Here is a 21,745-nt window from a genome sequence, read left to right on the forward strand (position 1 = left end):
CATGAAGGAAAAACAGGAAAATGTCCCGGCCGTAGGTGCGGTCCTGGTCCTCGGCGGCGGTATTGCCGGTATGCAGTCGGCCCTTGATCTGGCTAATGCAGGCTACCTGGTACACCTGGTGACAGAAAGTTCTTCCATCGGCGGTCGTATGGCCCAGCTGGACAAAACCTTCCCCACCAACGAATGTGCCATGTGCTTGCTGGGTCCCCGGATGACAGATACCTTGAACCATCCCAACATCCGCCTGTATACTTGCGCCTCCCTGGAAAAGGTAGAAGGGGAAAAGGGTAATTTTACCGTCCAGATCCGTCAAAAGCCCCGCTATGTTAATATCGAGGAATGTACTGCCTGCGGCGACTGCGAGCAGGTTTGTCCGGTATCGGTACCCAATGAGTACAATCAGAATATGGGCAGCCGGAAGGCCATCCACAAGATGTTCCCCCAGGCGGTGCCCAATAAATACCTGATTACCAAAAGGGGTATACCTCCCTGCCGCAGCACTTGCCCGGCTGGTACTAATGCCCAGGGTTATGTGGCCCTGATCTCCCAGGGTAAATTTGCTGAGGCTCTGGAAGTAATCCATCGCCGTATGCCCTTTGCCGGCATCTGCGGCCGCATCTGTCACCACCCTTGCGAAACCGAGTGTAATCGGGGGCAGTTTGACGACCCCATTGCCATCGCGACTCTGAAAAGGGCGGCCTATGACTACGGCTGGGAAGCTGAAGCCGCCCGGGAGCAGGAACAGAGGCCAGAGCTTCCCGCCAGGCAGGAAAAAATAGCCATCATCGGCGCCGGACCGGCAGGACTTACGGCCGCCCAGGACCTGGCCCTGGCAGGCTACCAGGTTACTATTTATGATGCTATGAGCCAGCCCGGCGGCATGCTGCGCGGGGGCATTCCCCGGTACCGCCTCCCCCTGGAGGTAGTCGACCGGGAAACCGGGCGCATCCTTGCTTTGGGGATTAAGTTTGAACCCAATACCGTTGTCGGCAAAGATATTACCCTGGCGGAACTGCAAAAGCGGTACAACGCCATTATCATCGCCACCGGCCTGCAGCAGAGCCGCATGCTTAAGCTTGAGGGTGCCGATTTAAAGGGTATTCTACCGGGGGTAGCTTTCTTGCGGGAAACCGCCCTGGGCGGCCGGCCCGAAGTAGGGGCAAGGGTTGTCGTCATCGGCGGCGGTAATGTAGCCATCGACGTGGCCCGGACGGCCCTGCGCCTGGGGGCTAAGGAAGTTCACCTGGCCTGCTTGGAATCCAGGAATGAGATGCCGGCCCATCCATGGGAAGTCGAAGAAGCCCTGGAAGAAGGCGTTATCATCCATCCTTCCTGGGGCCCCAAACGTTTCCTCGGCGAAGGCGGCCGGGTCACGGGTATTGAACTAATGCAGTGTACCCGGGTTTTCGATGAACAAGGCCGTTTTAATCCCCAGTATAATCCCGAAGTTAACCAAACCCTTGCTGCCGACACCGTTATTCTGGCCATCGGCCAGGTTGCCGATCTTTCTTTCTTAGGCGAACACGGTAACATAGCCACCAGTCGCGGCCTGATTGCCGCTGATCCCCTGACCCTGGCTACCAGCGTACCCGGCATCTTTGCCTGCGGCGATATCGTCCGCGGGCCTGCCTCGGTAGTAGAAGCCGTAGCCAGCGGCCACGAAGCAGCGGAATCCGTGAAACGCTACCTCGAGGGTGAAGACCTGGCTGCCGGCCGTTCCCTGGCAAAGGAACCCAAGCTGGACCCGCCGCCCAATGTTATACCCTTCCCCGGCCGGCGCAAAATCCAGGCCATGGCGCCGGTAGCAGAGCGCATCCAGGATTTCCGCGAAGTCTACCAGGGCTTTACCCCGGAAGAAGCCATCGAGGAGGCCAAACGCTGCCTGAACTGCGGCATTTGCTCGGAATGTCTCCAGTGTGAAGCTGTTTGTAAAAAGAAGGCTGTGGAGCACTGGCAGCAGGAAAAGGTGGTGGAACTCAAGGTTGGCTCCCTGGTCTTGGCCCCCGGCTATGAACTCTTTGATGCCACCCTGGCCGGCGAATACGGTTACGGTTATTATGCCAATGTGGTGACCAGCCTGGAGTTTGAGCGGCTGCTCAGCGCCACCGGCCCCACGGAAAGCCACGTGGTACGGCCTTCCGATCAGCGGCCGCCCAAAAAGGTGGCCTTCATCCAGTGCGTGGGTTCCCGGGATTGCGAGGGGGAAGGCAGTCCTTACTGCTCAGCCATCTGCTGCATGTATTCCACCAAAGAAGCCATTATTGCCCGGGAACATGACGCCAATATTGAGCCGACCATCTTCTACCTGGATATCCGCGCCTACGGTAAAAACTTCGATCGCTACGTCGAGGCGGCTAAAGCCGCCGGCGTACGTTATGTGCGGGCTATGATTTCCCGGGTGGAAGAAGATCCGCAGACCAAAAACCTTACCATCCAGTACTATGCCGACGGCAGGATAACCCGGGAAGAGTTTGATATGGTGGTGCTAGCGGTTGGTGTCAGGCCGCCGGCCGGGGCGGAAAAGCTGGCGGCTGCTGCCGGTATTGAGCTTAATCTTTATGGCTTTGCTAAGACCTTGCCCTTCCAGCCGGTAGCCACTACCCGGCCGGGCGTTTATGTGGCCGGCGTCTTCCAGGGTCCCCGGGACATCCCGGAAACGGTGGTCAATGCCAGCGCTGCCGCCTCTTTAGCCGGTGCCGCCATAGCTTCGGGCCGCAACACTCTGGTAACGCCCAAGGAATACCCGCCGGAAAGGGACGTCAGCCGGGAAGAACCGCGGGTAGGTGTCTTTATCTGCCACTGCGGCATTAATATCGCTGGTGTAGTCGATGTCAAGGCAGTAGTTGAGGCTGCCGCCAAACTCCCGGGAGTGGTCCATGCCGAGGATAACCTCTACACCTGTTCCCAGGACACCCTGAACAAGATTAAAGCCGCCATCCAGGAATATAACCTGAACCGGGTGGTAGTGGCCTCCTGCACCATTCGCACCCACCAGCCCCTTTTCCGGGAAGCCTTAAAGGAGGCCGGTTTAAACCCGTTCTACTTTGAAATGGCCAATATCCGCGACCAGTGTTCCTGGGTGCACCGCAACGAACCGGCCAATGCAACTTTAAAAGCTATTGACCTGGTGCGCATGGCCGTGGCCAAGGTCAAACGCCACGAAGCCCTGCACCTGCAACCGGTACCGGTTGTCCAGAAGGCCCTGATCATCGGCGGTGGCATCGCCGGTTTGACGGCAGCATTAAATATCGCCGAGCAGGGATTTGACGCCATTATCGTCGAGCGAGAAGCCGAGCTGGGCGGGCAGGTACGGTATTTACGGAACACCCTGGAAGGGGAAGACCTGCAGGCCCTCTTAAAAGACCTGATCGCCAGAGTCCGGGCCAACCCCCGTATCCAGGTGTTCACTGGTGCCCACCTGGAAGACTTTGGCGGCCACCAGGGACACTTTACCACCACCATATCCCTTAGTGAACCCGGAAAAGAACACGTACGCCGTACCCTGCAACTGGAACACGGCGTGGTAATCGTCGCTACCGGCAGCCAGGAATTAAAAACCGACGCCTATCTCTATGGCCAGGACGAGCGGGTCGTAACAAATACCCAGCTGGAGCAGGCCCTTGCCGACGGCCACTGGGATGCCGGCAAGAACAAACAGGTGGTCTTTATCCAATGCGTGGGCTCCCGGGATGGCGAGCACCCCTACTGCAGCCGCACCTGCTGCGCCCAGACCATTAAAAACGCCCTGGCCATTAAAGCGCGTAATCCCGAGGCTTCAATTTACATCCTTTACCGGGACATCCGCACCTATGCCTTCATGGAGGATTATTATCGCCAGGCCCGGGAGCAGGGCGTCCTCTTTATCCACTATGAGCCAGAAAGACCACCTGAGGTACGCCGGCGGGACATCGGCCTGCTGGAGGTATTAGTTAAGGACCCCGACTCCGGCAAAGACCTGGTCCTCTGGCCCGATCAACTGGTCCTGGCCACAGGTGCCGTAGCCCCGGATGGGGTGGAAAAACTGGCTACCATGCTGAAACTGCCTCTAAACGAAGATAAATTCTACGTTGAAACCCATGCCAAGCTGGCGCCCATTGACTTCCCCTCGGCCGGGATTTTCCTCTGCGGTGCCGGTCATGCGCCCAAATTTGCCAGTGAAGCCATTGCCCAGGCCGAAGGTGCCGTGGCCCGGGCCTGTACAGTCTTGAGCCGGGAAAACCTGATGGTGGGCGGCGTGGTAGCCGTGGTCGATGCAAACAAGTGCGCTGCCTGCCTGACCTGTGTGCGGGTCTGCCCCTACAGCGTCCCGCGCATTAATGAACGCAACGTAGCCGAGATCAATGCCGTCCAATGTATGGGCTGCGGCACCTGCGCCGGTGAATGCCCGGCCAAAGCCATCCAGCTCCAATTCTATAAAGACGACCAGCTGCTGGCCAAGGTGGCCGGCCTCTTCGGGGAGGTGTAACCGCTTGCAGGAGTTTGAACCGAAAATTATAGCCTTCTGTTGCTTCTACTGCGCCTATTCCGCCGCCGACCTGGCCGGTTCCTTACGCCTGCAGTACCCGGCCAATATCCGGGTGATTGAAATGCCCTGTTCTGGTAAAACCGACGTCCGGGTGTTGTTGGAAGCCTTTGAAGATGGCGCCGACGGTGTCTATGTCCTGGGCTGCATGGAAGGCGATTGTCACTTCCTGAAGGGGAATTTCCGGGCCAAACGCCGGGTCCAGCAGGCGAAAAAAATCCTGGACGAGATCGGTATCGGTGGTGAGCGCTTGGAGATGTACAACCTCTCGGCGGCCATGGGACCGCGTTTCGCGGAAATTGCCCGGGAGTTTACCGAGCGTATCCGCAAATTAGGTCCCAGCCCGTTAAACAAGAATTATGCTTCCTCCAGGCAAGGAGAGGACGGCCGGCAGGCTGCAAATTCGATGAAAGCAGGTGAGCAGGAATGATTATCGCCGAGGGTAAACCCCTGGCTGAAGTTGCCGGGTTGATTCAAGGGGCCAGAAAGGTACTGGTAGTCGGTTGCGGCGGCTGCGTGACCGTTTGCCTGGCCGGTGGGGAGAAAGAAACGGGGATCCTGGCCGCCGCTTTGCGGATGCTGAGGCAAAAGGAAGGCAATCCCCTGGAGACGGTGGAGGTTACCCTGACCCGCCAGTGTGACCCGGAATATGTAGAGATGCTGGCTAAATATGTCACTGACGATGTTGAAGCCATTGTCTCCCTGGCCTGCGGTGTCGGCGTCCAGTTCCTGGCTGAACGCTATAACAAGTGGGTAGTGCCGGCCCTGAACACCAAGTTTGCCGGTGGGACCGTGGAACACGGCGTCTGGGAAGAACGCTGCGGCCTCTGCGGTGAGTGTATCCTCTATAAAACAGGGGGTATTTGCCCTATTATCCGCTGCTCCAAGAGCATTTTAAACGGTCCCTGCGGCGGTTCCCAGAATGGTAAGTGTGAAGTTAACCCGGAAATCCCCTGTGCCTGGCAGCTCATCTACGACCGGATGCAGGCCCTGGGTAAACTTGATCTCCTTATGGAAATTCAGCCACCCAAGGACTGGTCCAAGTCCCGGGACGGTGGTCCCCGGAAAGTGGTACGAGAGGATGTGAGGCTGGCATGAAAACAGAAAGCAAACTGGAAAAAATCCTTTCCCAGGGTCATTTTGTGGTCAGCGGCGAAATAGGCCCGCCCAAACATGCCAACCCCGAGGGTATTAAAAAACATACCGCCCTGTTAAAAGACTATGTTGATGCCATGAACTTGACGGACAACCAGACGGCCATTGTCCGCCTCTCGAGTATAGCCGCCGGCGTCCATGTCCTCCAGGCGGGGGGCGAGCCCATTATCCAGATGACGGTCCGGGACCGCAACCGCATCGCCCTGCAGAGCGACCTCCTCGGGGCCTATAGCCTGGGAATGCGTAACGTCCTCTGCCTGTCGGGGGACCACCAGTCTTTCGGCAACCACCCGACGGCCAAAAACGTGCATGATGTGGATTCCATCCAGCTCATTAAAATCGTCAAGGACTTGCGGGACGAGAAAAAATTTGCCTGCGGGGAAGAACTGAAGGGCAATGAACCGCGGTTTTTCATCGGCGCCGCTGCCAATCCCTTCGCCGATCCCTTTGAGTTCCGGGTCCTGCGCCTGGAAAAGAAAATCAACGCCGGCGCCGACTTCATCCAGACCCAGTGCATATTTGATATGGAGCGTTTCGAGCGCTTCATGGCTCTGGTCAGGGAGAGAGGCCTGCACAAAAGAGCCCATATCATTGCCGGCGTCATGCCCCTGAAGTCGGCTAAAGCCGCCAAATATATGCAGCAGTCGGTGGCCGGGATGATCGTTCCCGATGAGATTGTCAACCGGATGGAAAAAGCTGCCGACCCCAGGGCCGAAGGGGTGGCCATCTGTGTCGAACAGATTAAACACCTCAAGACTATTGAAGGGGTAGCCGGTGTACACATAATGGCTGTAATGTGGGAAGAGATTATCCCCACCATCGTCAAGGAAGCCGGCCTCTACCCCCGGCCCAAGGTGGAATAAATTTTGACACCGGGTTTGCACCCCGGTTTTTTTTCACCCTGCAGTTCTTTCCGGCGACCTACCCGCATATATTGTTGGGAGGAAGAGCTGCCAGGAGGTGGGGATATTGCGCAATAACCGGCTGGAAAATGAAATCCTGCAGCGTGTCGATGAACTGGTTCAGTGTGCCATATCCATAAGCCTTAAAGACGAATCCACCCGGGCCGAACAGCTGGCCCGCGGTATAGACATGGTTCAGAAAATGGGCGACTTGCTCCTGGAAGTCTTGGAAGGACGGGAGCAACATCTCCAGGCTATACTTGAGCAGCTGGTGGCCCAGCGTCTACCCGACCGTCGTATCCTGCAGAGCTTTGGCAACTTTCCCCGCGACATCCAGTATATAATCAGCGAGGGTATAGCACGTTACTTAAAGACCAGGGAAGAAAAGGAAAAGACTTCCTCTGAGGAAAGTGTACCCCTTGCACCCGGGGAAGCAGTTGATGTTGCAAATACGGCATCATCGGCCGCCCAAGCGGGGCAGATAGATACCGACCAGTTTCCGCTTGAAGCTACAGCTGGCAATATGTCAGAAGAACCGGTAAAGGAACCGGGTCTAAAACCTGAAAGTGTCGTGGAAGATAAAACGCTGCCAGTCATCAGTGAAGGTGAAGAGGGAAAGTCCTTCCCGGAGCAAACTACGGCAGCAGATCCCTTAAGTCAGGCCATGGAGACCCTGCGTCTGGCTCTCCTCCAGGCCTACCCTGACGAAGAACTTGTCATCAACTATGAAACCCGGGGAGGAAAAATTCCCTTTTTCCTGCCCCGCCTGCAGCTGGGTTTTGCACCGGCCGGTACGCACTACGATTGGCGCCATGAATTTTACTGCCGCCAGCAGGGAATAAGCATCCGCAAAGTCGCCGCCGATGAACTGGCCAATCCGGTCTACCTGGCCCGCCGCCTGCGAAGGGAAGCCGGCTGGCACCAGCTAACTTAATTTATTATTGACACCAAAGCCGGGCCGGTGCTAAAATAGCATTAAAATTTATAGCAAGTTTAAAGGCAGTGAAGGGAAGAGTAGGCAGGCCCCCTGCTCGCCAGCGAACCGGGGAGGGTGCAAGCCCGGTAGCAGACCTGTCGAAAGCCACCCTGGAGCCGCCGTCTGAAGGGGTTCCCCATTAAGGCAGGACGCTGGCCCCGTTAACGGCCAAAGCGCACTAATAAAGGCGCTACAGAGTAGGGTCGTACGACCAATGAGGGTGGTACCGCGGGAATAAACCTCCCGTCCCTTTCCGGGGCGGGAGGTTTTCATATATCATACGGAGGTTTAACCATGCGTAAAAAAATACTTGAGCTCCTGGAAAATAACGGCAAATTAAACGCTAAAGAGATAGCTATCATGCTGGCCCTGCCGGCAGACCAGGTGGCTAAAGAAATTGCCGCCATGGAGGAAGAAAAAATCATCTTGCGCTATCACACCTTGATTAACTGGGAAAAGGCCGGCGAAGAGGAGGTAGCGGCCTTAATCGATGTCAAGGTAACACCCCAGCAGGATGTGGGCTTTGACGAGATAGCCGGCCGTATCTACCGTTACCCGGAAGTAAAATCCGTTTTCCTCATGTCCGGCAGCTATGACCTTTCCGTCCTGGTCCAGGGAAAGAGTCTCAAGGAAGTGGCCACCTTTGTCTCCCAGAAGCTGGCTACCCTGGAACACGTCCAGAGTACAGTGACCCACTTTATCCTGAAAAGGTATAAACAGGATGGGGTAATTTTTGAGGATCAAGAAGCAGACCGGAGGCAGGTGTTGCAACCATGACCATTACCTGCGGTTTTGAGGCCCAGCGCTTTATTAATCCCACGGTCAAAAGTCTACCACCATCTGGTATCCGCCGCTTCTTTGACCTGGTAGCCAGCACCCGGGGGGTGATTTCCCTGGGCGTGGGGGAACCGGATTTTGTCACCCCCTGGCATATCCGGGAAGCCTGCGTCCAATCCCTGGAGCGGGGTTATACCATGTATACCTCCAACTATGGCCTGCCCGAATTACGCCAGGCTATAGCCGGCTACCTGGCGGAACGTTTTGGCTTAAGTTACGATCCCCAGAAGCAAGTCATGGTCACCATTGGTGCCAGCGAAGCTGTTGACCTGGCCTTAAGGACGGTCATCAATCCTGGCGACGAAGTCCTGATCCCCGAGCCGTGTTATGTTTCCTACCAGCCCATCGCCCAGATGGCCGGCGGCGTACCCGTCACGGTGCCCACCACCATGGAGGATGAATTTGCTATAACGGCGGCGCGCCTGGAAAAATATATCACACCCCGTACCAAGGTCCTGATCCTGTGTTTTCCCAACAATCCCACCGGTGCCGTCCTTAACGATGCCGAAATGCAGGCCATTGCCGCTCTGGTGAAGAAGTATAACCTGCTGGTAATCAGCGATGAGATCTATGCCGAGCTGCGCTATGACGGCCCGCCCCGCTCCTTTGCCGCTCTCCCGGGCATGCAGGAACGGACCATCCTGGTCAGCGGCTTTTCCAAGGCCTTTGCCATGACCGGCTGGCGGGTGGGTTATGTGGCGGCCCACCCCGACTTCCTGGCCGCTATGGTCAAGATCCACCAGTATACCATCCTCTGTGCCCCGGTGATGGGACAGATGGCAGCCCTGGAGGCCCTGCGCCACGGGCGCCAGGATGTGGAGCGGATGGTGGCCGAGTATGACCGGCGCCGTCGCTTGGTCGTCAGTCGCCTGCGGGAAATGGGCCTGGAGTGTTTTGAACCCCGGGGCGCATTCTACGTTTTCCCATCTATTAAAGTTACGGGTTTAACTTCCACCCAATTTGCCGAAGAACTCCTGAAAGAAGAAAAGGTGGCCGTGGTCCCAGGCCCGGCCTTCGGCAGCAGCGGGGAAGGCTTTATCCGCTGTTCCTACGCCACTTCCCTGGCCGAATTGATGGAAGCCATGAACCGTATGGAACGCTTTGTCGCCCGGCGCCTGGCCTTCAAGCACCGGGCCGCTGCCCACGCCTAACAAAGATTGGCGGCAGGGTAATTAGGGACCGGCAAATAATTAAAACAGGGAGAGGAAAAATGATCAATTTACATTTCTACGGGGCTGCCGGGACGGTAACAGGCTCCTGTTACCTTATCGATAACGGACGGCACCGCCTCCTTATTGACTGCGGGCTTTTCCAGGGTTCCAAAGCCATTAAAGAACGCAACTACGGCCCTTTTCCCTTTAATCCGGCCACTATCGATGCCCTGGTCCTGACCCACGCCCACATCGACCACTGCGGTCTGATCCCCAAACTTTACCTGCAAGGCTTCCAGGGACCGGTATTTACTACGCCGGTCAGTGCTGAGCTGGCCGGCGTCCTGTTGCCGGACAGCGGCCATATTCAGGAAATGGAAGTTGAACGCAAAAACCGGAAAAACAGCCGCGCCGGCCTGCCCCTTTTAACCCCTATCTATACCGCCGCCCAGGCCGCTGCCTGCCTGGAGCATTTTCATACCCTGGATTATCAAGAAGAAAAGGAGATTTTACCGGGCTTTCGCCTGCGCCTCCAGGACGCCGGTCATATCCTGGGTTCAGCGATAGCGGAAATCTGGGTGCGCGATGGGGACCAAGAAGTCAAGGTTACCTTTTCCGGCGATTTAGGTAACCCGGGACAACCCATTGTCAATGACCCGGCGCCCATTGAGTCCACCGATTATCTGGTCATGGAGTCTACTTACGGCAACCGCCACCATAACGTCCAGGGGGACAAAATTGAGCGTCTCAAAGAAGTAATTAACAAGGCCATGAAAAAGGGAGGCAACCTGGTTATCCCGGCCTTTGCCGTAGAGCGTACCCAGGACCTCCTCTATGCCCTTAATGTCCTCCTGCGTCAGGGAGCCATTAAAGTAGACAAAATTTTTCTCGATAGCCCCCTGGCAGTGGCGGCCACCGAGATCTTCTGCCGCCACCAGGATTATTTTGACGCGGAAACCAAGGAGTTAAGTAATAACGGCGCCACCTGTCCCTTCTACCTGCCGGGGCTGCACTTAAGCCGCACCGCCGAGGAATCCATGGCTATCAATAAGATCCAGGGAGGAGCCATCATCATTGCCGCTAGCGGCATGTGCGACGCCGGCCGCATCAAGCACCACCTGAAGCACAACCTCTGGCGGCCGGAAAGTACAGTCCTCCTGGTGGGCTACCAGGCAGCAGGTACCCTGGGGCGGCGCCTGCTCGACGGAGAAAAGCGGGTGCGCATCCACGGCGAAGAAATTGCCGTACGGGCTGAAATTGTCAGTCTTGACGGCTTTTCCGCCCATGCTGACCAGGCAGGTTTATTAAAATGGCTTAAATCCTTTGCCCGCCCCCCCCGCAAAGTTTTTATAACCCACGGGGAAGAAGAAGCAGCCAGGGAGTTCGCAAGGCTGGTAAATGCCGAGCTGGGCCTGGCAACAGAAGTCCCGTCATGGCTGGCTGCCGCCCGGCTCCTGCCGCTAGCGGAAAGTCTGCCGGCAGCCTCGCCGGCTACCCTGGCAGCCCGCGCTGCAGCCGCCGAAGCCGAAGCCACCTACCAGCGCATCCTGGTGCAGCTCAAAGCCCTTATAGAAGCTGGTTTTGCCCGGCAGGAATACGCCGCCGTCAATCATAAACTGCAACAAATAGCGGCTCTTTTAAACCAGGACCTGGAGGAAGAAGCCAGCTAGAGCCGGTCGCCAGCAAATTTAATCCCGCGGACCGTAATGTTGACAGCCTCAACTTCCAGGGCCGTCATATTGGTAATCATTGCTTTTACCCGTTTTTGCGCAGTCTGTAGAAGAGGGGGCCAGTAAACACCGTAAGGGGCGGCAACCTCCAGGTTTAAAACCAAATTGCCATTCCTGCTTTCCACCTGGACGCGGGGGTTGGCCAGCCCGGCAGCGGTAACAAGATAAGCGGCAAGTTGCCCCACGGCATTATGGGCAATATAGAAGTGGCCCAGGGAGTTAAAAGTCGGCCTAACGGTGGTCTGTTCCACCCAAAGGTTTTTCTTTTTACCCGGCGGTGCCTGGCGCCGGCGCAAAAAAGTTTTTAACGGTTCGATGAAAGGCCCGTTAAAACGCGGTTTGACCTCCACCGTGGGTGCCGGGATGACGTGTTTTCCAAGTTGGTTACGAATCTGCTGTGCGCGGGCAATCTCTTTCGGCGTGGCCACTTCGGTGATATCCACCCAGACGGACGGCGGCGGCAGCTGCAGGCGGCTGGTTATGCGCTCTGCCATTTCCCGGGAGGTGCTGATCACTAGGAGGCGGCGGGGAGCAATGGCCGCCAGCCTCTCCCGGACTTCCCGGGCGTGGTCAGGGTCGCTAAATAGAGCCGTTCTAATAGCCCCTACCCGCGTCGGCTGTTCTTTGGCTGAAACTCCCGCCAGAATACGACTCCCCTGGATAAGCAAGCCGTCGTCAATTATGGCTTCGGCGGCATAATCCCGGGCAACTGCCAGGGCGCGGTGACTTTTGCCGCTGCCGCTGGGACCAATGAGGGCAACAACTTCCATGGGATTTTACCTCCACTTAACTAAGATAATTATAATCCATATTTAGCTATGAGCAATGCCTTTAACAATCCCTGATTAAATTTGGCCAGAAGTATTGGTCGATGGTATAATAGAGTACTGCTAGGAGTTACCAGGGGGAGGGTAGGTATGGCTAGTAATAATAATTTCCAGACGCTGGCAACAGCCCTGTTAGAAGCAGGCAGCCTGGTTATCCCTGACCTGCTTATCAAGTTTTATGCCCGGTTGGGCCTGACAGAAGCGGAAATGATGGTTTTAATCCATCTCCTGCACTGGCGCCAGGTGGAAGATGAACGTTTTCCCACCCCGGAAAAAATCAGCCAGTACATGAACCTGGATAGTGAAGAAGTAAAGAATCTAATCGCTTCTATTATTGAAAAAAAACTCCTAGCTGTCGAACCCTATTACCATCATTCCCTGGGCCGCTGGCAAAATATCTTTTCCTTTACACCCCTCTGGACTAAATTAATTCAAGTAGCTTTGGATGATTACAACACAGTTACAGAGGTACAAAAGGAAACGACTGCCACAGCTGCCCGGCAGGGAGAATTGTACCAAGCCTTTGAAAAGGAGTTCGGCCGCCCCCTGTCTCCCCTGGAAAGCGAGCAACTGAAAGCCTGGTGCCAGGACGACCAGATACCCATTGAATTATTACAGGAAGCCCTGCGACGGGCTGTATTGCGAGGCATCCTTAACTTTCGTTATATTGACTCCATTTTAAAGGACTGGCAACGCCATAATATCCGTACCGTTGCCGAAGCTATGGCCTACGATGAAAAACTAAAAACAAAGAAAACCCGTTCTACCCGCCCTTCCAGCTCATCCACCCGGAAGGATAAATACCGTGAGCTCTACCGGCTTAACCCGTAAAGTTAAGGGAGGGGTACAGGCCAGCCCATGGAAAGGATACATATTCCCCCTCAATTAATAACTAAAAATAAAGGCCAGGAAGGACCAGTGGAGTTACCGACTTTCCAGTGCCCCCTGTGCCAGGACCGGGGCCTTATCATCCGCGACGGCCGGGCTTATCGCTGCCGCTGCATGCAGCAAAGGGCCTGGCAAAACCGCCTGCGGGCAGCCAACCTGGCACCCCAGTTGAGCAGGTATACCTTTCAAAACTTTGACCTTAAGTATTACTCCCGTACCTTAAACGACGAACTTACGGGTACCACTTACTACGAAAGCGCCCGTCGCTGCTTGGAAGCAGCCCGGCGTTTTGTCGCCACCTACCGCCAGGAAACCCGTGGTCGCGGCCTCTTTATCTTTGGACCCGTAGGGAGCGGCAAAACCTTCCTGGCAGCTGCCATTGCCAATGCTTTAACGGCTGCTGGCCGAGAAGTTCTTTTTACCGTTGTTCCTGATTTGCTGGATGCCATCCGGGCCACCTATGACCGCCGGCCCCAGGAAGGCAACCAGACGGAGCTGGAACTCATCGATACGGCCCGGAAAGTGGCTGTCCTGATCCTAGACGACCTGGGTGCCCATAATTATACCGAGTGGACATGTAATAAAATTTATTCCTTGATAAACTATCGTTTAATCAACGAACTACCGACAGTAATAACCAGCAATCTCGACTTAAAGGCTCTGGAAGATTACCTGGGGGAACGGACAACTTCCCGCCTGGTCCAGCTCTGCCAGTCCTATCACTTACCTGTGGCTGAAGACATCCGCTGTGTTATCAGCCGCGAAGGCGTCACCAAAAAGTGAGCCTTTTTCTTTGCCACCCCATTGACATTGATTCTCATTTGTCTTAAGATATTTATAGAAGCCCATTGATAATCTTTATCATTTACTCGGACAGCATCAAGCAGGGATTCGCGCATAAAAATTGGTAGCAGGGAGGGAAAGATCATGACTCTGGATGAAGCACGGGAAGGACAACGTTGTCGCATCCTGTCCCTGCCGGGGCGGGGCATTCGCGCCCAGGCCATCCGTTTCGGCATCAGTGAAGGGGAACTCATCACCTGTACCAGTGTCATTCCTGGCGGCCCCATTATCGTGGCCAAAAACCGCCAAGAAATAGCCATCGGCAGGGGCCTGGCCCAAAAGATAACCGTTGAACCTGTCTCCGCCCCGTATCCGGTCAAATCCCCGGTAAGGAGGCGTGCCTATGGCCTGCCACGATCTTAATTGTGAGTTAAATATACCCGCAGGCGCGCGCAAGATAGTCCTGGCCGGTAATCCTAATGTCGGCAAATCGGTCTTCTTCAATGCCTTCACCGGCCTTTACGTGGATGTTTCCAACTTTCCCGGCACCACCCTGGGAATCAGTCATGCCCGGATAGGGAATGACTTTATTTTGGACACGCCCGGCGTCTACGGCGTTTCTTCCTTTAATGAAGAAGAAAAAGTGGCCCGGGACGTCATCCTGGCAGCCGACATCGTCATTAATGTCGTTGATGCCGTCCACCTGGACCGGGACCTTTTCCTCACCCAGCAGATCATTGACATGGGTATTCCCATGGTAGTCGCCCTGAACATGATCGATGAAGCCGCCCGGCAGGGAATCAAGATCGATGTTCAGAAAATGGAGGAGTTGCTGGGGGTACCCGTTATCCCTACGGTAGCGATAAAAAAGCAGGGGTTTGAGGAAATCAAACAGGCCGTTGCTCGCGCCCGCAAAGGCCACAGCCTGCCCGAGCTGGAAAAAATGTTGCCCCTGCTGGAAAAGAAGACCCGCAACCGTGCGGAAGCTTTACTTATCCTTGAAGGCGACCCCTTTGTTGCCGCCCGCCACCGGGTGAAACCCATGGACAGGCAGGAAGAGATCTACCTGGCCCGGCGGCGCCGGGTTGATGCCATAGTAGCAGCAGTAGTCCAGGAAACTAACGCCGGGGCTTCCTGGAGTACCCGCCTCAGCCGCTGGATGATGCTGCCCATTACGGGTATTCCTTTGTTAATTTTAACCCTGTGGATACTCTATGAATTTATCGGCGTCTTTGTGGCCCAGACAGTGGTGGGCATCACTGAAGAGGGCATCATGCAGGGCTATTATGAACCATTTATCCGTAATTTTATTGGTTCCAGGATACCACTATCTTCCATCCTGGGAACCCTTTTAATAGGTGAATTTGGTATCCTTACCATGACGGTAACTTATATCCTAGGCCTGCTGCTTCCCCTGGTCCTGGGATTTTACCTGAGCCTGTCGGCCCTGGAGGATTCCGGTTACCTGCCCCGGATAGCCGTCCTGGTGGACCGGGTGCTCATGCGCCTGGGATTAAATGGTCGCGGGATTATTCCCATAATCCTGGGCTTTGGCTGTGTCACCGCGGCTACCATTACCACTCGTTTGCTGGCCAGTCCAAGGGAACGCCGCATTGCCACCTTCTTGCTGGCCATGGCCATACCCTGTTCAGCCCAGCTGGCAGTCATCACCAGCATGCTGGGACGCCTGGGACCCGGCTATACCTTCCTGTATGTCATCATCGTGGCCAGCATTCTGGTTCTCGCCGGGACGGTTTTAAACCGGCTTTTACCCGGCAAACCCAGTGACCTTTTTATTGACGTGCCGCCCCTAAGGTTACCCCAGCCTGTTAATGTCCTGAAAAAGACGGCAACCCGGACCAGGAACTTTATCCAGGAAGCTACCCCCTTATTTGCCGGCGGTGCCCTTCTCATCGGTATTTTGCAGGTTACCGGCCTTTTAGATACTTTGCAAAATTGGCTTTCGCCCCTTACCGTAAACTGGCTGCAACTACCCAAAGAAACGGCCACCGCCTTTATCATGGGTTTTGTCCGTCGGGATTTCGGGGCTGCCGGTCTATATAGCCTTCCTCTGACACCGCCCCAGTCCCTGGTAGCCCTGGTGACCATCACTATCTTCGTCCCCTGTATTGCCTCGGCCCTGGTCATTTTTAAAGAGCGCGGCTGGCGGGAAGGAATCATTATCTGGCCGTCAATCCTCTTCCTGGCCTTCCTGATTGGTGGACTAATATCCCAGATTTTGATTTAACCAGCCAGTAAGCCAGCCGGTAAGGAGGAATGAGATATGGTAACAAGTTGCTCCCAGAAATGCCCCCGGTGCGGCTACCCGGTGCATACCCCCCGGCTGATGCGTTGCCCCCGCTGCCGGACCCTGCTCAACGGCAACTGTCAAGGTCACTGCCAGGGTTGCATCTTAAAGGGCCGGCAAGCCAAAAAGAAGGCCACATAAATTTAAGATTGCGAATATATACCATCCCCCTTGCGTCTGCCGCCGAATGGTTCTATAATAAGGTTGAACGGTAGAATTTTAGCCTCGAATGGTTATTACGGACATCCGGGATGAGTAAGGGGGAGGAGTTAAAATGCAAAAATTCCTGTTTGAAGTGCCGGTAGGCGTATCCGGACGGCATGTGCATCTCACCAGGGAACATCTCCAGACTCTCTTTGGCCCAAGCTATGAACTAACGAAAGTAAAGGATCTGGTCCAACCGGGTGAATTTGCGTCCAAAGAAACAGTTACCGTAGTAGGACCCAAGGGTGTGCTGGAAAAAGTCCGGATCATCGGTCCCCTTCGTTCGTACAGCCAGGTGGAATTATCCCGGACCGATTGTTTTAAACTGGGTGTTAACCCTCCCGTTCGCGATTCAGGAGATCATGAAGGTTCTCCCGGATGTGTCCTAGTCGGACCAGCAGGGGTAGTAACCCTTAATCGCGGCGTCATCATGGCCCTACGCCACATTCATATGCCCACTAATGAAGCCAGGCGTTATGGTCTGAAGGATAAGGATAGGGTAAATGTACGGGTAGGAGGCGAACGCGGGCTGGTCTTCCAGAACGTCCTAGTACGTGTCCATCCCAATTACCGTCTTGAGTTCCACGTCGATACCGACGAAGCCAACGCCTGTCTGTTAAATAACGACGACATCGTTCAGGTGCTAGCCCCCGCAGGAGAAAAAGTACTAAGCATGGTGGGTTAATAGCAGCTTGACTGTAAACTTTAAATTAAGGTTCGTAAAGCTCCTTGAGAGGAGCTTTTTGTTTTTGCGGGGTTTGATAGCTACCGGCAGGAACTTAACAGCATTACAGCGAAATAAAAATAATGTAGAAGGAGGTGCGGTCAGTTATGAAGATACCAGTTTGTGACCGCTGTAAAGCCAGGAACGTGGAGGGTATTATCTGTCACCATTGCGATACTGCTTATTGTTACGACTGCCTGGAAACCAATCCCCCTGATATGCGTATCTGTCCAACCTGCGGCCAGTTCCTGTGCAACGAATGTTATGAGGGCATGATTCAGTGCGATCTTCTCACCCGCAAATAACCCGCTGTAAGCGGGTTTTTTATTTTTCTCTTGACATGTTAACCTCTAGCGAACTAAAATTAAAACATAGTGAAAACCTTTTTCATCATTTAAAAAATAACTATTGATAAGACTGCCATCATATTACTTTTAAAGGAGATCATTTAAATGGCCAGAGAAAAAAACAATGCTGAAGAGAGCAAGACCGTTCAGGCAGTAGAAAGGGCTTTAGCCATTATGGATGCCTTGGCCGAAGCCGGCGTACCCATGGCCATTAGCGACTTAGCTGATAAAGTCCAGTTAAATATAAGCACCGTCCACCGTCTACTGAGCACCCTTATCGTCAAGGGTTACATCGAGCAGGAACCAGAAACAAGCCGTTACAAACTGGGCTTAAAACTCTTTGCCATGGGTAAAACCGCCCTCTATGCCCAGGACCTGCAAACCATCGGCCGGCCCTTCCTGGAAGAACTGGTACGGCGCTGCAATGAAACAGCCAACCTGGCCATCCTCGACGGCCGGGACGTAGTTTACATCGACCAGGTGGAATCCAACAATATTGTAATTGTCCGCATGTTTGCCAGGGTGGGCAGCCGTGGTCCAGCCCACGCCACCGGTTCCGGCAAAATGCTTCTCAGTTCATTAACTGATGAAGAGCTGGATAAGCTCTTTGCCGGCGTCCAGCTGGAGCAGTATACAAGTGAGACAATTACCGATGTAGCCATCCTAAAAAAGGAACTGCAGCGCATCCGGCGCCAGGGTTATGCCATTGACCTGGGGGAAAGGGATGAAAATGTCCGCTGTGTGGCTGCGCCTATCCGTAACCATGAGGGTAAAGTGGTAGCTGCCATCAGTGTCTCCGGACCTGATACCCGGATTACAAACTATTATTTAAATAATGAGCTGGTAGATATCGTCCTTAGCGTAGCCCGGGAGATGTCTAAACGTTTGGGGTACGCAGGTAATGATTTAAAATGAAATTTGGTTTCATAGGTTAAATCAATTTTAATTTAGCTATTATGTATACAATATTCTGGGTACTTTTCTTTTTTACATAGTGAAAGAATCTTTCATTGACAAGCATGATCCCCCCTACTAAAATTAAATCCGGAGGCTGCGAAAGCGGCTTTCACCGTATGATAATTGGCATCGGAGCGGTGAAAGCAAAAAACTAATGGAAGCGGGGGATAAAAAGCGATGATTCAGTGGCCAAAACAAAATGATGTCCTGGGAACCGTTAATCGCGGTAATCCGGCAGAATCAGGTTTATGTACATTGTGCCGGGCAGATTGCCAGGGGAAATGCGAAACCTGGATGGCCAGTATTGTTGGACGCAAGCTCCTCTATCCGCGGGATTTTGGTACTGTTACGGCCGGAAGCTCAAACACAACCCATGTAGGAATTTCTTATAACTCCTTGAGAATCCTTGGATACAACTACGGCGCATACGGCCTGACACAGGGCCTCTCCAATAGTGCGGATGACTGTATTTTCCCCAATGTAAACGTGGAGACAGAATTTGGTAGTGAGGTAAAAACCAAAGTCAAAGTCCCGATCATGACGGGAGCATTAGGCTCTACCTTTATCGCCGCGAAGTACTGGGATTCCTTTTCTATCGGTGCTGCCTTAGTGGGCATCCCGATCGTTATTGGGGAAAATGTCGTCGGGATTGACAAGGAAGCCGTTATTGAAAATGGTAGGATTGTTAAAGCCCCGGAATTAGATCGGCGTATTCAGACCTATTTGAAATACTATGATGGATATGGCGCCATAATTGTCCAAATGAACGTAGAAGACACCCGCAACGGTGTTGCTGAATACGTCATTGAGAAATACGGCGATAAGGTCATTCTGGAACTGAAGTGGGGTCAGGGCGCCAAGGATATCGGCGGAGAAATTCAGGTTACCGATCTCGACTATGCTATCTTCTTAAAGAACAGGGGCTATGTAGTCGATCCGGATCCGACCGTTCCGGAAGTGCAAGAAGCCTTTAAGAGTGGAGCCCTCAAATCATTCGCCCGCCACAGCCGCCTAGGCTATACAGATCTCACCAGCTTTGACCAGGTAAGAGAAAACTTTATGGCAGCCATTGAGTACCTCCGTGGGTTGGGCTACAAGCGGATTACCTTGAAGACCGGTTCCTATGGTATGGAAGCCCTGGCTATGGCTATCAAGCTCGCTACTGATGCGAAACTTGATTTGCTTACCGTAGACGGCTCAGGCGGCGGTACCGGAATGAGCCCGTGGAACATGATGGAGACCTGGGGCGTCCCCTCCATTCTGCTTCATTCTAAAGCCTATGAATATGCCAGCCTGTTAGCTGCCAGGGGTAAGAAAGTTGTCGATATGGCCTTTGCCGGCGGATTGGCCAGGGAAGACCATATTTTCAAAGCTTTAGCTCTGGGTGCGCCCTACGTTAAGCTGGTATGTATGGGACGAGCCTTAATGATTCCTGGTTTTGTCGGGTCCAATATTGAAGGTGTACTCCATCCCGAAAGACGCGCAAAAGTCAACGGTAACTGGGAGAGTCTACCCAAAACTGTGGCTGAATTAGGTACGAAAGCTGAGGAGATTTTTGCCGGCTACTATGATGTTCAGAAGAAAGTCGGCGCTGAAGAAATGAAAAATATTCCTTACGGTGCCATTGCCTTCTGGACTCTGGCCGATAAGCTGACAGCAGGATTGCAGCAATTAATGGCCGGAGCCCGCAAATTCTCTCTGGATCAGATCACCAGGAATGACATCGCTTCTGCTAACCGGGAAACTGAGGCCGAAACCGGCATTCCTTTTATCACCGATATCCAAGATGAGTTTGCCCGAAAGATCCTGCTCAGTTAGTAGAGAATACTGCTTTGTTCGGGTTGTCCGACCGGAGTTTCTGGTTTTCTGGAAACACGGAAAGATAGTCGAAATATCTTGGATGCCGATGCGTTAATCTTCACATGGGGGGGATATACCGGTGACGAGGGTTAATAAAACAAAGGGAGTCCAGGCCGTTGACCGGGCCCTGGCCATCCTGGAAACCCTAGCCCGGGAAGGCTCCCCCATGATGCTTTCGGCCATCAGTGCCGAACTCAGGCTGAATATAAGTACTGTTCACAGGTTGTTAAATGCCCTGGCGGCCCATGGTCTGGTTGAGCAGGAACCTTACCAGGGCCGCTACCGCTTGGGAATCAGAGCCTTTGAGATTGGCAACCGCGCCCTTTACAGCCTGGACATCCGGTCCATAGCCCGGCCGGCATTACACCAGCTGGTAGACGATTTTAATGAAACGGCCAACCTGGCGATCTTAGATAAATATGAAGTCGTCTATATTGACCAGGTCGAGTCCAGTAACATCATCAAGATGCTGGCGCGGCCGGGTACCCGCGCCCCAGCTTACTGTACCGGCGCAGGAAAAGTCCTCCTCGCCTATTTAAGTGAAAACCAGTTAAATATGTTTCTCCGGGAAGTTCCCCTCTTCCCTTATACTGCCACAACAATCATCGATCCTATCCAGCTGCGGGAAGAGTTGCAAAAAATCCGCCGCCAGGGCTTTGCCCTGGATCACGGGGAGAGGGAGGAAGGGGTTCGTTGCGTTGCCGCCCCAGTATTTAACCATGAAAATAAAGTTATAGCCGCCGTAAGTGTTGCAGGTCCAGCCAACCGGATGCCGCCAGAGTTGATGGCAGGTAAACTGGCTACCGCTGTTGTTCAGGTTGCCCTGCAAATTGGCCAGCATTTAGGTTATCAACATCGATAAACTTTAATAAAGGTTTATTGCTGAGGGTATTTTACGGGCTTAATTGGGTAATACTAACATCAAACCTGAAATTATCCAGAGGAGGGTTTGATGTTAGTGGAAATTTATCGTGCCCGTCGATTTAATCGTAACGCTAGAGGTGATTTAAGCGTTTCCAGTAACGGTATCCGGCTCCGCGGTGCTGCCTTCCAGCATTTACGTGGTAGTCAATACATTATGATTGGCGTTGATGGTAAGAAGTTAATCTTAAAGAAGAGCGATGACCCGTCTAATTTAAAATTAAGGCTCGCAGCCCAAGGTAAAATCGGGGAAATAGGAGGCAAACATCTGACCCAGTGGCTGGTGGAGCGAGGATTTCACAAAGGTCAGTATCAAGTCCAGCTGGATGCAGACCAGGTTATTGTCAATCAGGAGCTGGCTTAAAGTTGCTTGGAAAAGGACCCGCAAGGGTCCTTTTCTTGTGCGCCCGGCATGGGCGTTAACTTGGTGGTGAAAGTCCACTGCAGGCGAGGCAGCACGAGTCTGCTAGCCAAAGGCAAGGGTGCCCATCGCGAGGTGGGATCCGGAGGAAGCCGGAGGCAAAGTCACGGCCCGATGAACAAGAACCCCATAGGAGGCTAGACCATCCGGATGAGCTGGCGAAACACAGCGAAATCCCAGGCTGCCAAGGGATGGTAGAGTATATGGGGCGGGCGCGGGGCGAAGGTTAACG

Annotated in this window: 20 protein-coding genes and 1 other annotated feature; of the genes, 19 read left to right on the forward strand and 1 reads right to left on the reverse strand. The window is 53.9% G+C overall.

Annotated features, from left to right (window positions below; translation table 11 throughout):
• Position 1 precedes the first annotated feature (1 nt).
• The 8 genes from FLZ89_RS13490 to FLZ89_RS13525 all read left to right on the forward strand — a co-directional run bounded on the left by FLZ89_RS13490 (position 2) and on the right by FLZ89_RS13525 (position 11,213).
• Positions 2 to 4,465 carry an FAD-dependent oxidoreductase gene (locus tag FLZ89_RS13490; protein WP_141264663.1) on the forward strand — a complete coding sequence of 1,488 codons (4,464 nt, stop codon included), beginning with the start codon at positions 2 to 4 and terminating at the stop codon, positions 4,463 to 4,465.
• A gap of 4 nt (positions 4,466 to 4,469) precedes the next feature.
• Positions 4,470 to 4,952, forward strand: a complete 483-nt coding sequence (locus FLZ89_RS13495) for a hydrogenase iron-sulfur subunit (protein ID WP_141264662.1) — start codon at positions 4,470 to 4,472, stop codon at positions 4,950 to 4,952.
• Positions 4,949 to 5,620 (forward strand): methylenetetrahydrofolate reductase C-terminal domain-containing protein, encoded by a 672-nt coding sequence (locus tag FLZ89_RS13500; RefSeq protein ID WP_141264661.1) that lies wholly within the window; start codon positions 4,949 to 4,951, stop codon positions 5,618 to 5,620. Before FLZ89_RS13495 ends, FLZ89_RS13500 begins: the two co-directional genes overlap by 4 nt.
• Entirely contained in the window at positions 5,617 to 6,540 is a 924-nt protein-coding gene (locus tag FLZ89_RS13505) for a methylenetetrahydrofolate reductase (protein WP_141264660.1), read from the forward strand. Before FLZ89_RS13500 ends, FLZ89_RS13505 begins: the two co-directional genes overlap by 4 nt.
• Before the next feature lie 106 nt (positions 6,541 to 6,646).
• Entirely contained in the window at positions 6,647 to 7,513 is an 867-nt protein-coding gene (locus tag FLZ89_RS13510) for a hypothetical protein (RefSeq protein WP_141305162.1), read from the forward strand.
• A 59-nt stretch (positions 7,514 to 7,572) separates the two neighbouring features.
• Positions 7,573 to 7,809, forward strand: a binding site (T-box leader).
• Positions 7,810 to 7,849: 40 nt separating this feature from the next.
• The gene (locus tag FLZ89_RS13515; protein ID WP_141264658.1) at positions 7,850 to 8,332 is read left to right on the forward strand and encodes an Lrp/AsnC family transcriptional regulator; all 483 of its coding nucleotides are present in this window, start codon (positions 7,850 to 7,852) and stop codon (positions 8,330 to 8,332) included.
• Positions 8,329 to 9,543, forward strand: a complete 1,215-nt coding sequence (locus tag FLZ89_RS13520; protein ID WP_141305163.1) for an aminotransferase class I/II-fold pyridoxal phosphate-dependent enzyme — start codon at positions 8,329 to 8,331, stop codon at positions 9,541 to 9,543. Before FLZ89_RS13515 ends, FLZ89_RS13520 begins: the two co-directional genes overlap by 4 nt.
• Positions 9,544 to 9,602: 59 nt before the next feature.
• Positions 9,603 to 11,213 carry an MBL fold metallo-hydrolase RNA specificity domain-containing protein gene (locus FLZ89_RS13525; RefSeq protein WP_141305164.1) on the forward strand — a complete coding sequence of 537 codons (1,611 nt, stop codon included), beginning with the start codon at positions 9,603 to 9,605 and terminating at the stop codon, positions 11,211 to 11,213.
• Here the strand turns inward: FLZ89_RS13525 and FLZ89_RS13530 are convergent.
• A complete protein-coding gene (locus FLZ89_RS13530; RefSeq protein ID WP_141305165.1) occupies positions 11,210 to 12,043 on the reverse strand; it encodes an Asp23/Gls24 family envelope stress response protein in 834 nt (277 codons plus the stop codon). The genes FLZ89_RS13525 and FLZ89_RS13530 overlap by 4 nt on opposite strands.
• 147 nt (positions 12,044 to 12,190) lie before the next feature.
• Between FLZ89_RS13530 and FLZ89_RS13535 the strand changes: the two genes are divergently transcribed.
• The 11 genes from FLZ89_RS13535 (at position 12,191) to FLZ89_RS13580 (ending at position 21,456) form a co-directional block, all read left to right on the forward strand.
• Entirely contained in the window at positions 12,191 to 12,931 is a 741-nt protein-coding gene (locus FLZ89_RS13535; protein ID WP_141264654.1) for a DnaD domain-containing protein, read from the forward strand.
• A gap of 87 nt (positions 12,932 to 13,018) precedes the next feature.
• Complete coding sequence (locus FLZ89_RS13540; RefSeq protein ID WP_253256493.1) at positions 13,019 to 13,771, forward strand: ATP-binding protein; 753 nt, start codon at positions 13,019 to 13,021, stop codon at positions 13,769 to 13,771.
• A 144-nt stretch (positions 13,772 to 13,915) separates the two neighbouring features.
• Entirely contained in the window at positions 13,916 to 14,194 is a 279-nt protein-coding gene (locus FLZ89_RS13545) for a FeoA family protein (RefSeq protein ID WP_141264652.1), read from the forward strand.
• Complete coding sequence (gene feoB / locus FLZ89_RS13550) at positions 14,175 to 16,019, forward strand: ferrous iron transport protein B (protein WP_141305166.1); 1,845 nt, start codon at positions 14,175 to 14,177, stop codon at positions 16,017 to 16,019. The genes FLZ89_RS13545 and feoB overlap by 20 nt, the downstream gene beginning before the upstream one ends.
• 36 nt (positions 16,020 to 16,055) lie before the next feature.
• The gene (locus FLZ89_RS15765) at positions 16,056 to 16,220 is read left to right on the forward strand and encodes a hypothetical protein (RefSeq protein ID WP_172613624.1); all 165 of its coding nucleotides are present in this window, start codon (positions 16,056 to 16,058) and stop codon (positions 16,218 to 16,220) included.
• A gap of 133 nt (positions 16,221 to 16,353) precedes the next feature.
• Positions 16,354 to 16,968, forward strand: coding sequence for a phosphate propanoyltransferase (pduL, locus tag FLZ89_RS13555; protein ID WP_141305167.1), 615 nt, complete (start codon positions 16,354 to 16,356; stop codon positions 16,966 to 16,968).
• Positions 16,969 to 17,114: 146 nt separating this feature from the next.
• Positions 17,115 to 17,312 (forward strand): hypothetical protein, encoded by a 198-nt coding sequence (locus FLZ89_RS13560; protein WP_141264649.1) that lies wholly within the window; start codon positions 17,115 to 17,117, stop codon positions 17,310 to 17,312.
• Between the two features lie 147 nt (positions 17,313 to 17,459).
• Complete coding sequence (locus tag FLZ89_RS13565; RefSeq protein WP_141305168.1) at positions 17,460 to 18,269, forward strand: IclR family transcriptional regulator; 810 nt, start codon at positions 17,460 to 17,462, stop codon at positions 18,267 to 18,269.
• Between the two features lie 219 nt (positions 18,270 to 18,488).
• Positions 18,489 to 20,129, forward strand: coding sequence for a glutamate synthase-related protein (locus FLZ89_RS13570; protein ID WP_141305169.1), 1,641 nt, complete (start codon positions 18,489 to 18,491; stop codon positions 20,127 to 20,129).
• Between the two features lie 121 nt (positions 20,130 to 20,250).
• Positions 20,251 to 21,033 carry an IclR family transcriptional regulator gene (locus tag FLZ89_RS13575; protein ID WP_253256494.1) on the forward strand — a complete coding sequence of 261 codons (783 nt, stop codon included), beginning with the start codon at positions 20,251 to 20,253 and terminating at the stop codon, positions 21,031 to 21,033.
• Positions 21,034 to 21,129: 96 nt separating this feature from the next.
• Positions 21,130 to 21,456, forward strand: a complete 327-nt coding sequence (locus tag FLZ89_RS13580) for a hypothetical protein (protein WP_172613625.1) — start codon at positions 21,130 to 21,132, stop codon at positions 21,454 to 21,456.
• Positions 21,457 to 21,745: the final 289 nt, after the last annotated feature.

This window comes from Moorella sp. E306M (genome assembly GCF_006538385.1).
Lineage (GTDB): Bacteria > Bacillota > DSM-521 > Neomoorellales > Neomoorellaceae > Neomoorella.

What these genes read in the sequence shown, in the direction of transcription:
- FLZ89_RS15765 (WP_172613624.1), top strand. Translation starts at nt 16,056, where the DNA reads ATGGTAACAAGTTGCTCCCAGAAATGCCCCCGGTGCGGCTACCCGGTG.
- FLZ89_RS13565 (WP_141305168.1), top strand. Translation starts at nt 17,460, where the DNA reads ATGGCCAGAGAAAAAAACAATGCTGAAGAGAGCAAGACCGTTCAGGCA.
- FLZ89_RS13560 (WP_141264649.1), top strand. Translation starts at nt 17,115, where the DNA reads ATGAAGATACCAGTTTGTGACCGCTGTAAAGCCAGGAACGTGGAGGGT.
- FLZ89_RS13545 (WP_141264652.1), top strand. Translation starts at nt 13,916, where the DNA reads ATGACTCTGGATGAAGCACGGGAAGGACAACGTTGTCGCATCCTGTCC.
- FLZ89_RS13525 (WP_141305164.1), top strand. Translation starts at nt 9,603, where the DNA reads ATGATCAATTTACATTTCTACGGGGCTGCCGGGACGGTAACAGGCTCC.
- FLZ89_RS13490 (WP_141264663.1), top strand. Translation starts at nt 2, where the DNA reads ATGAAGGAAAAACAGGAAAATGTCCCGGCCGTAGGTGCGGTCCTGGTC.
- FLZ89_RS13515 (WP_141264658.1), top strand. Translation starts at nt 7,850, where the DNA reads ATGCGTAAAAAAATACTTGAGCTCCTGGAAAATAACGGCAAATTAAAC.
- FLZ89_RS13500 (WP_141264661.1), top strand. Translation starts at nt 4,949, where the DNA reads ATGATTATCGCCGAGGGTAAACCCCTGGCTGAAGTTGCCGGGTTGATT.
- pduL (WP_141305167.1), top strand. Translation starts at nt 16,354, where the DNA reads ATGCAAAAATTCCTGTTTGAAGTGCCGGTAGGCGTATCCGGACGGCAT.
- FLZ89_RS13520 (WP_141305163.1), top strand. Translation starts at nt 8,329, where the DNA reads ATGACCATTACCTGCGGTTTTGAGGCCCAGCGCTTTATTAATCCCACG.
- FLZ89_RS13505 (WP_141264660.1), top strand. Translation starts at nt 5,617, where the DNA reads ATGAAAACAGAAAGCAAACTGGAAAAAATCCTTTCCCAGGGTCATTTT.
- FLZ89_RS13535 (WP_141264654.1), top strand. Translation starts at nt 12,191, where the DNA reads ATGGCTAGTAATAATAATTTCCAGACGCTGGCAACAGCCCTGTTAGAA.
- FLZ89_RS13570 (WP_141305169.1), top strand. Translation starts at nt 18,489, where the DNA reads ATGATTCAGTGGCCAAAACAAAATGATGTCCTGGGAACCGTTAATCGC.
- FLZ89_RS13530 (WP_141305165.1), bottom strand. Translation starts at nt 12,043, where the DNA reads ATGGAAGTTGTTGCCCTCATTGGTCCCAGCGGCAGCGGCAAAAGTCAC.
- feoB (WP_141305166.1), top strand. Translation starts at nt 14,175, where the DNA reads ATGGCCTGCCACGATCTTAATTGTGAGTTAAATATACCCGCAGGCGCG.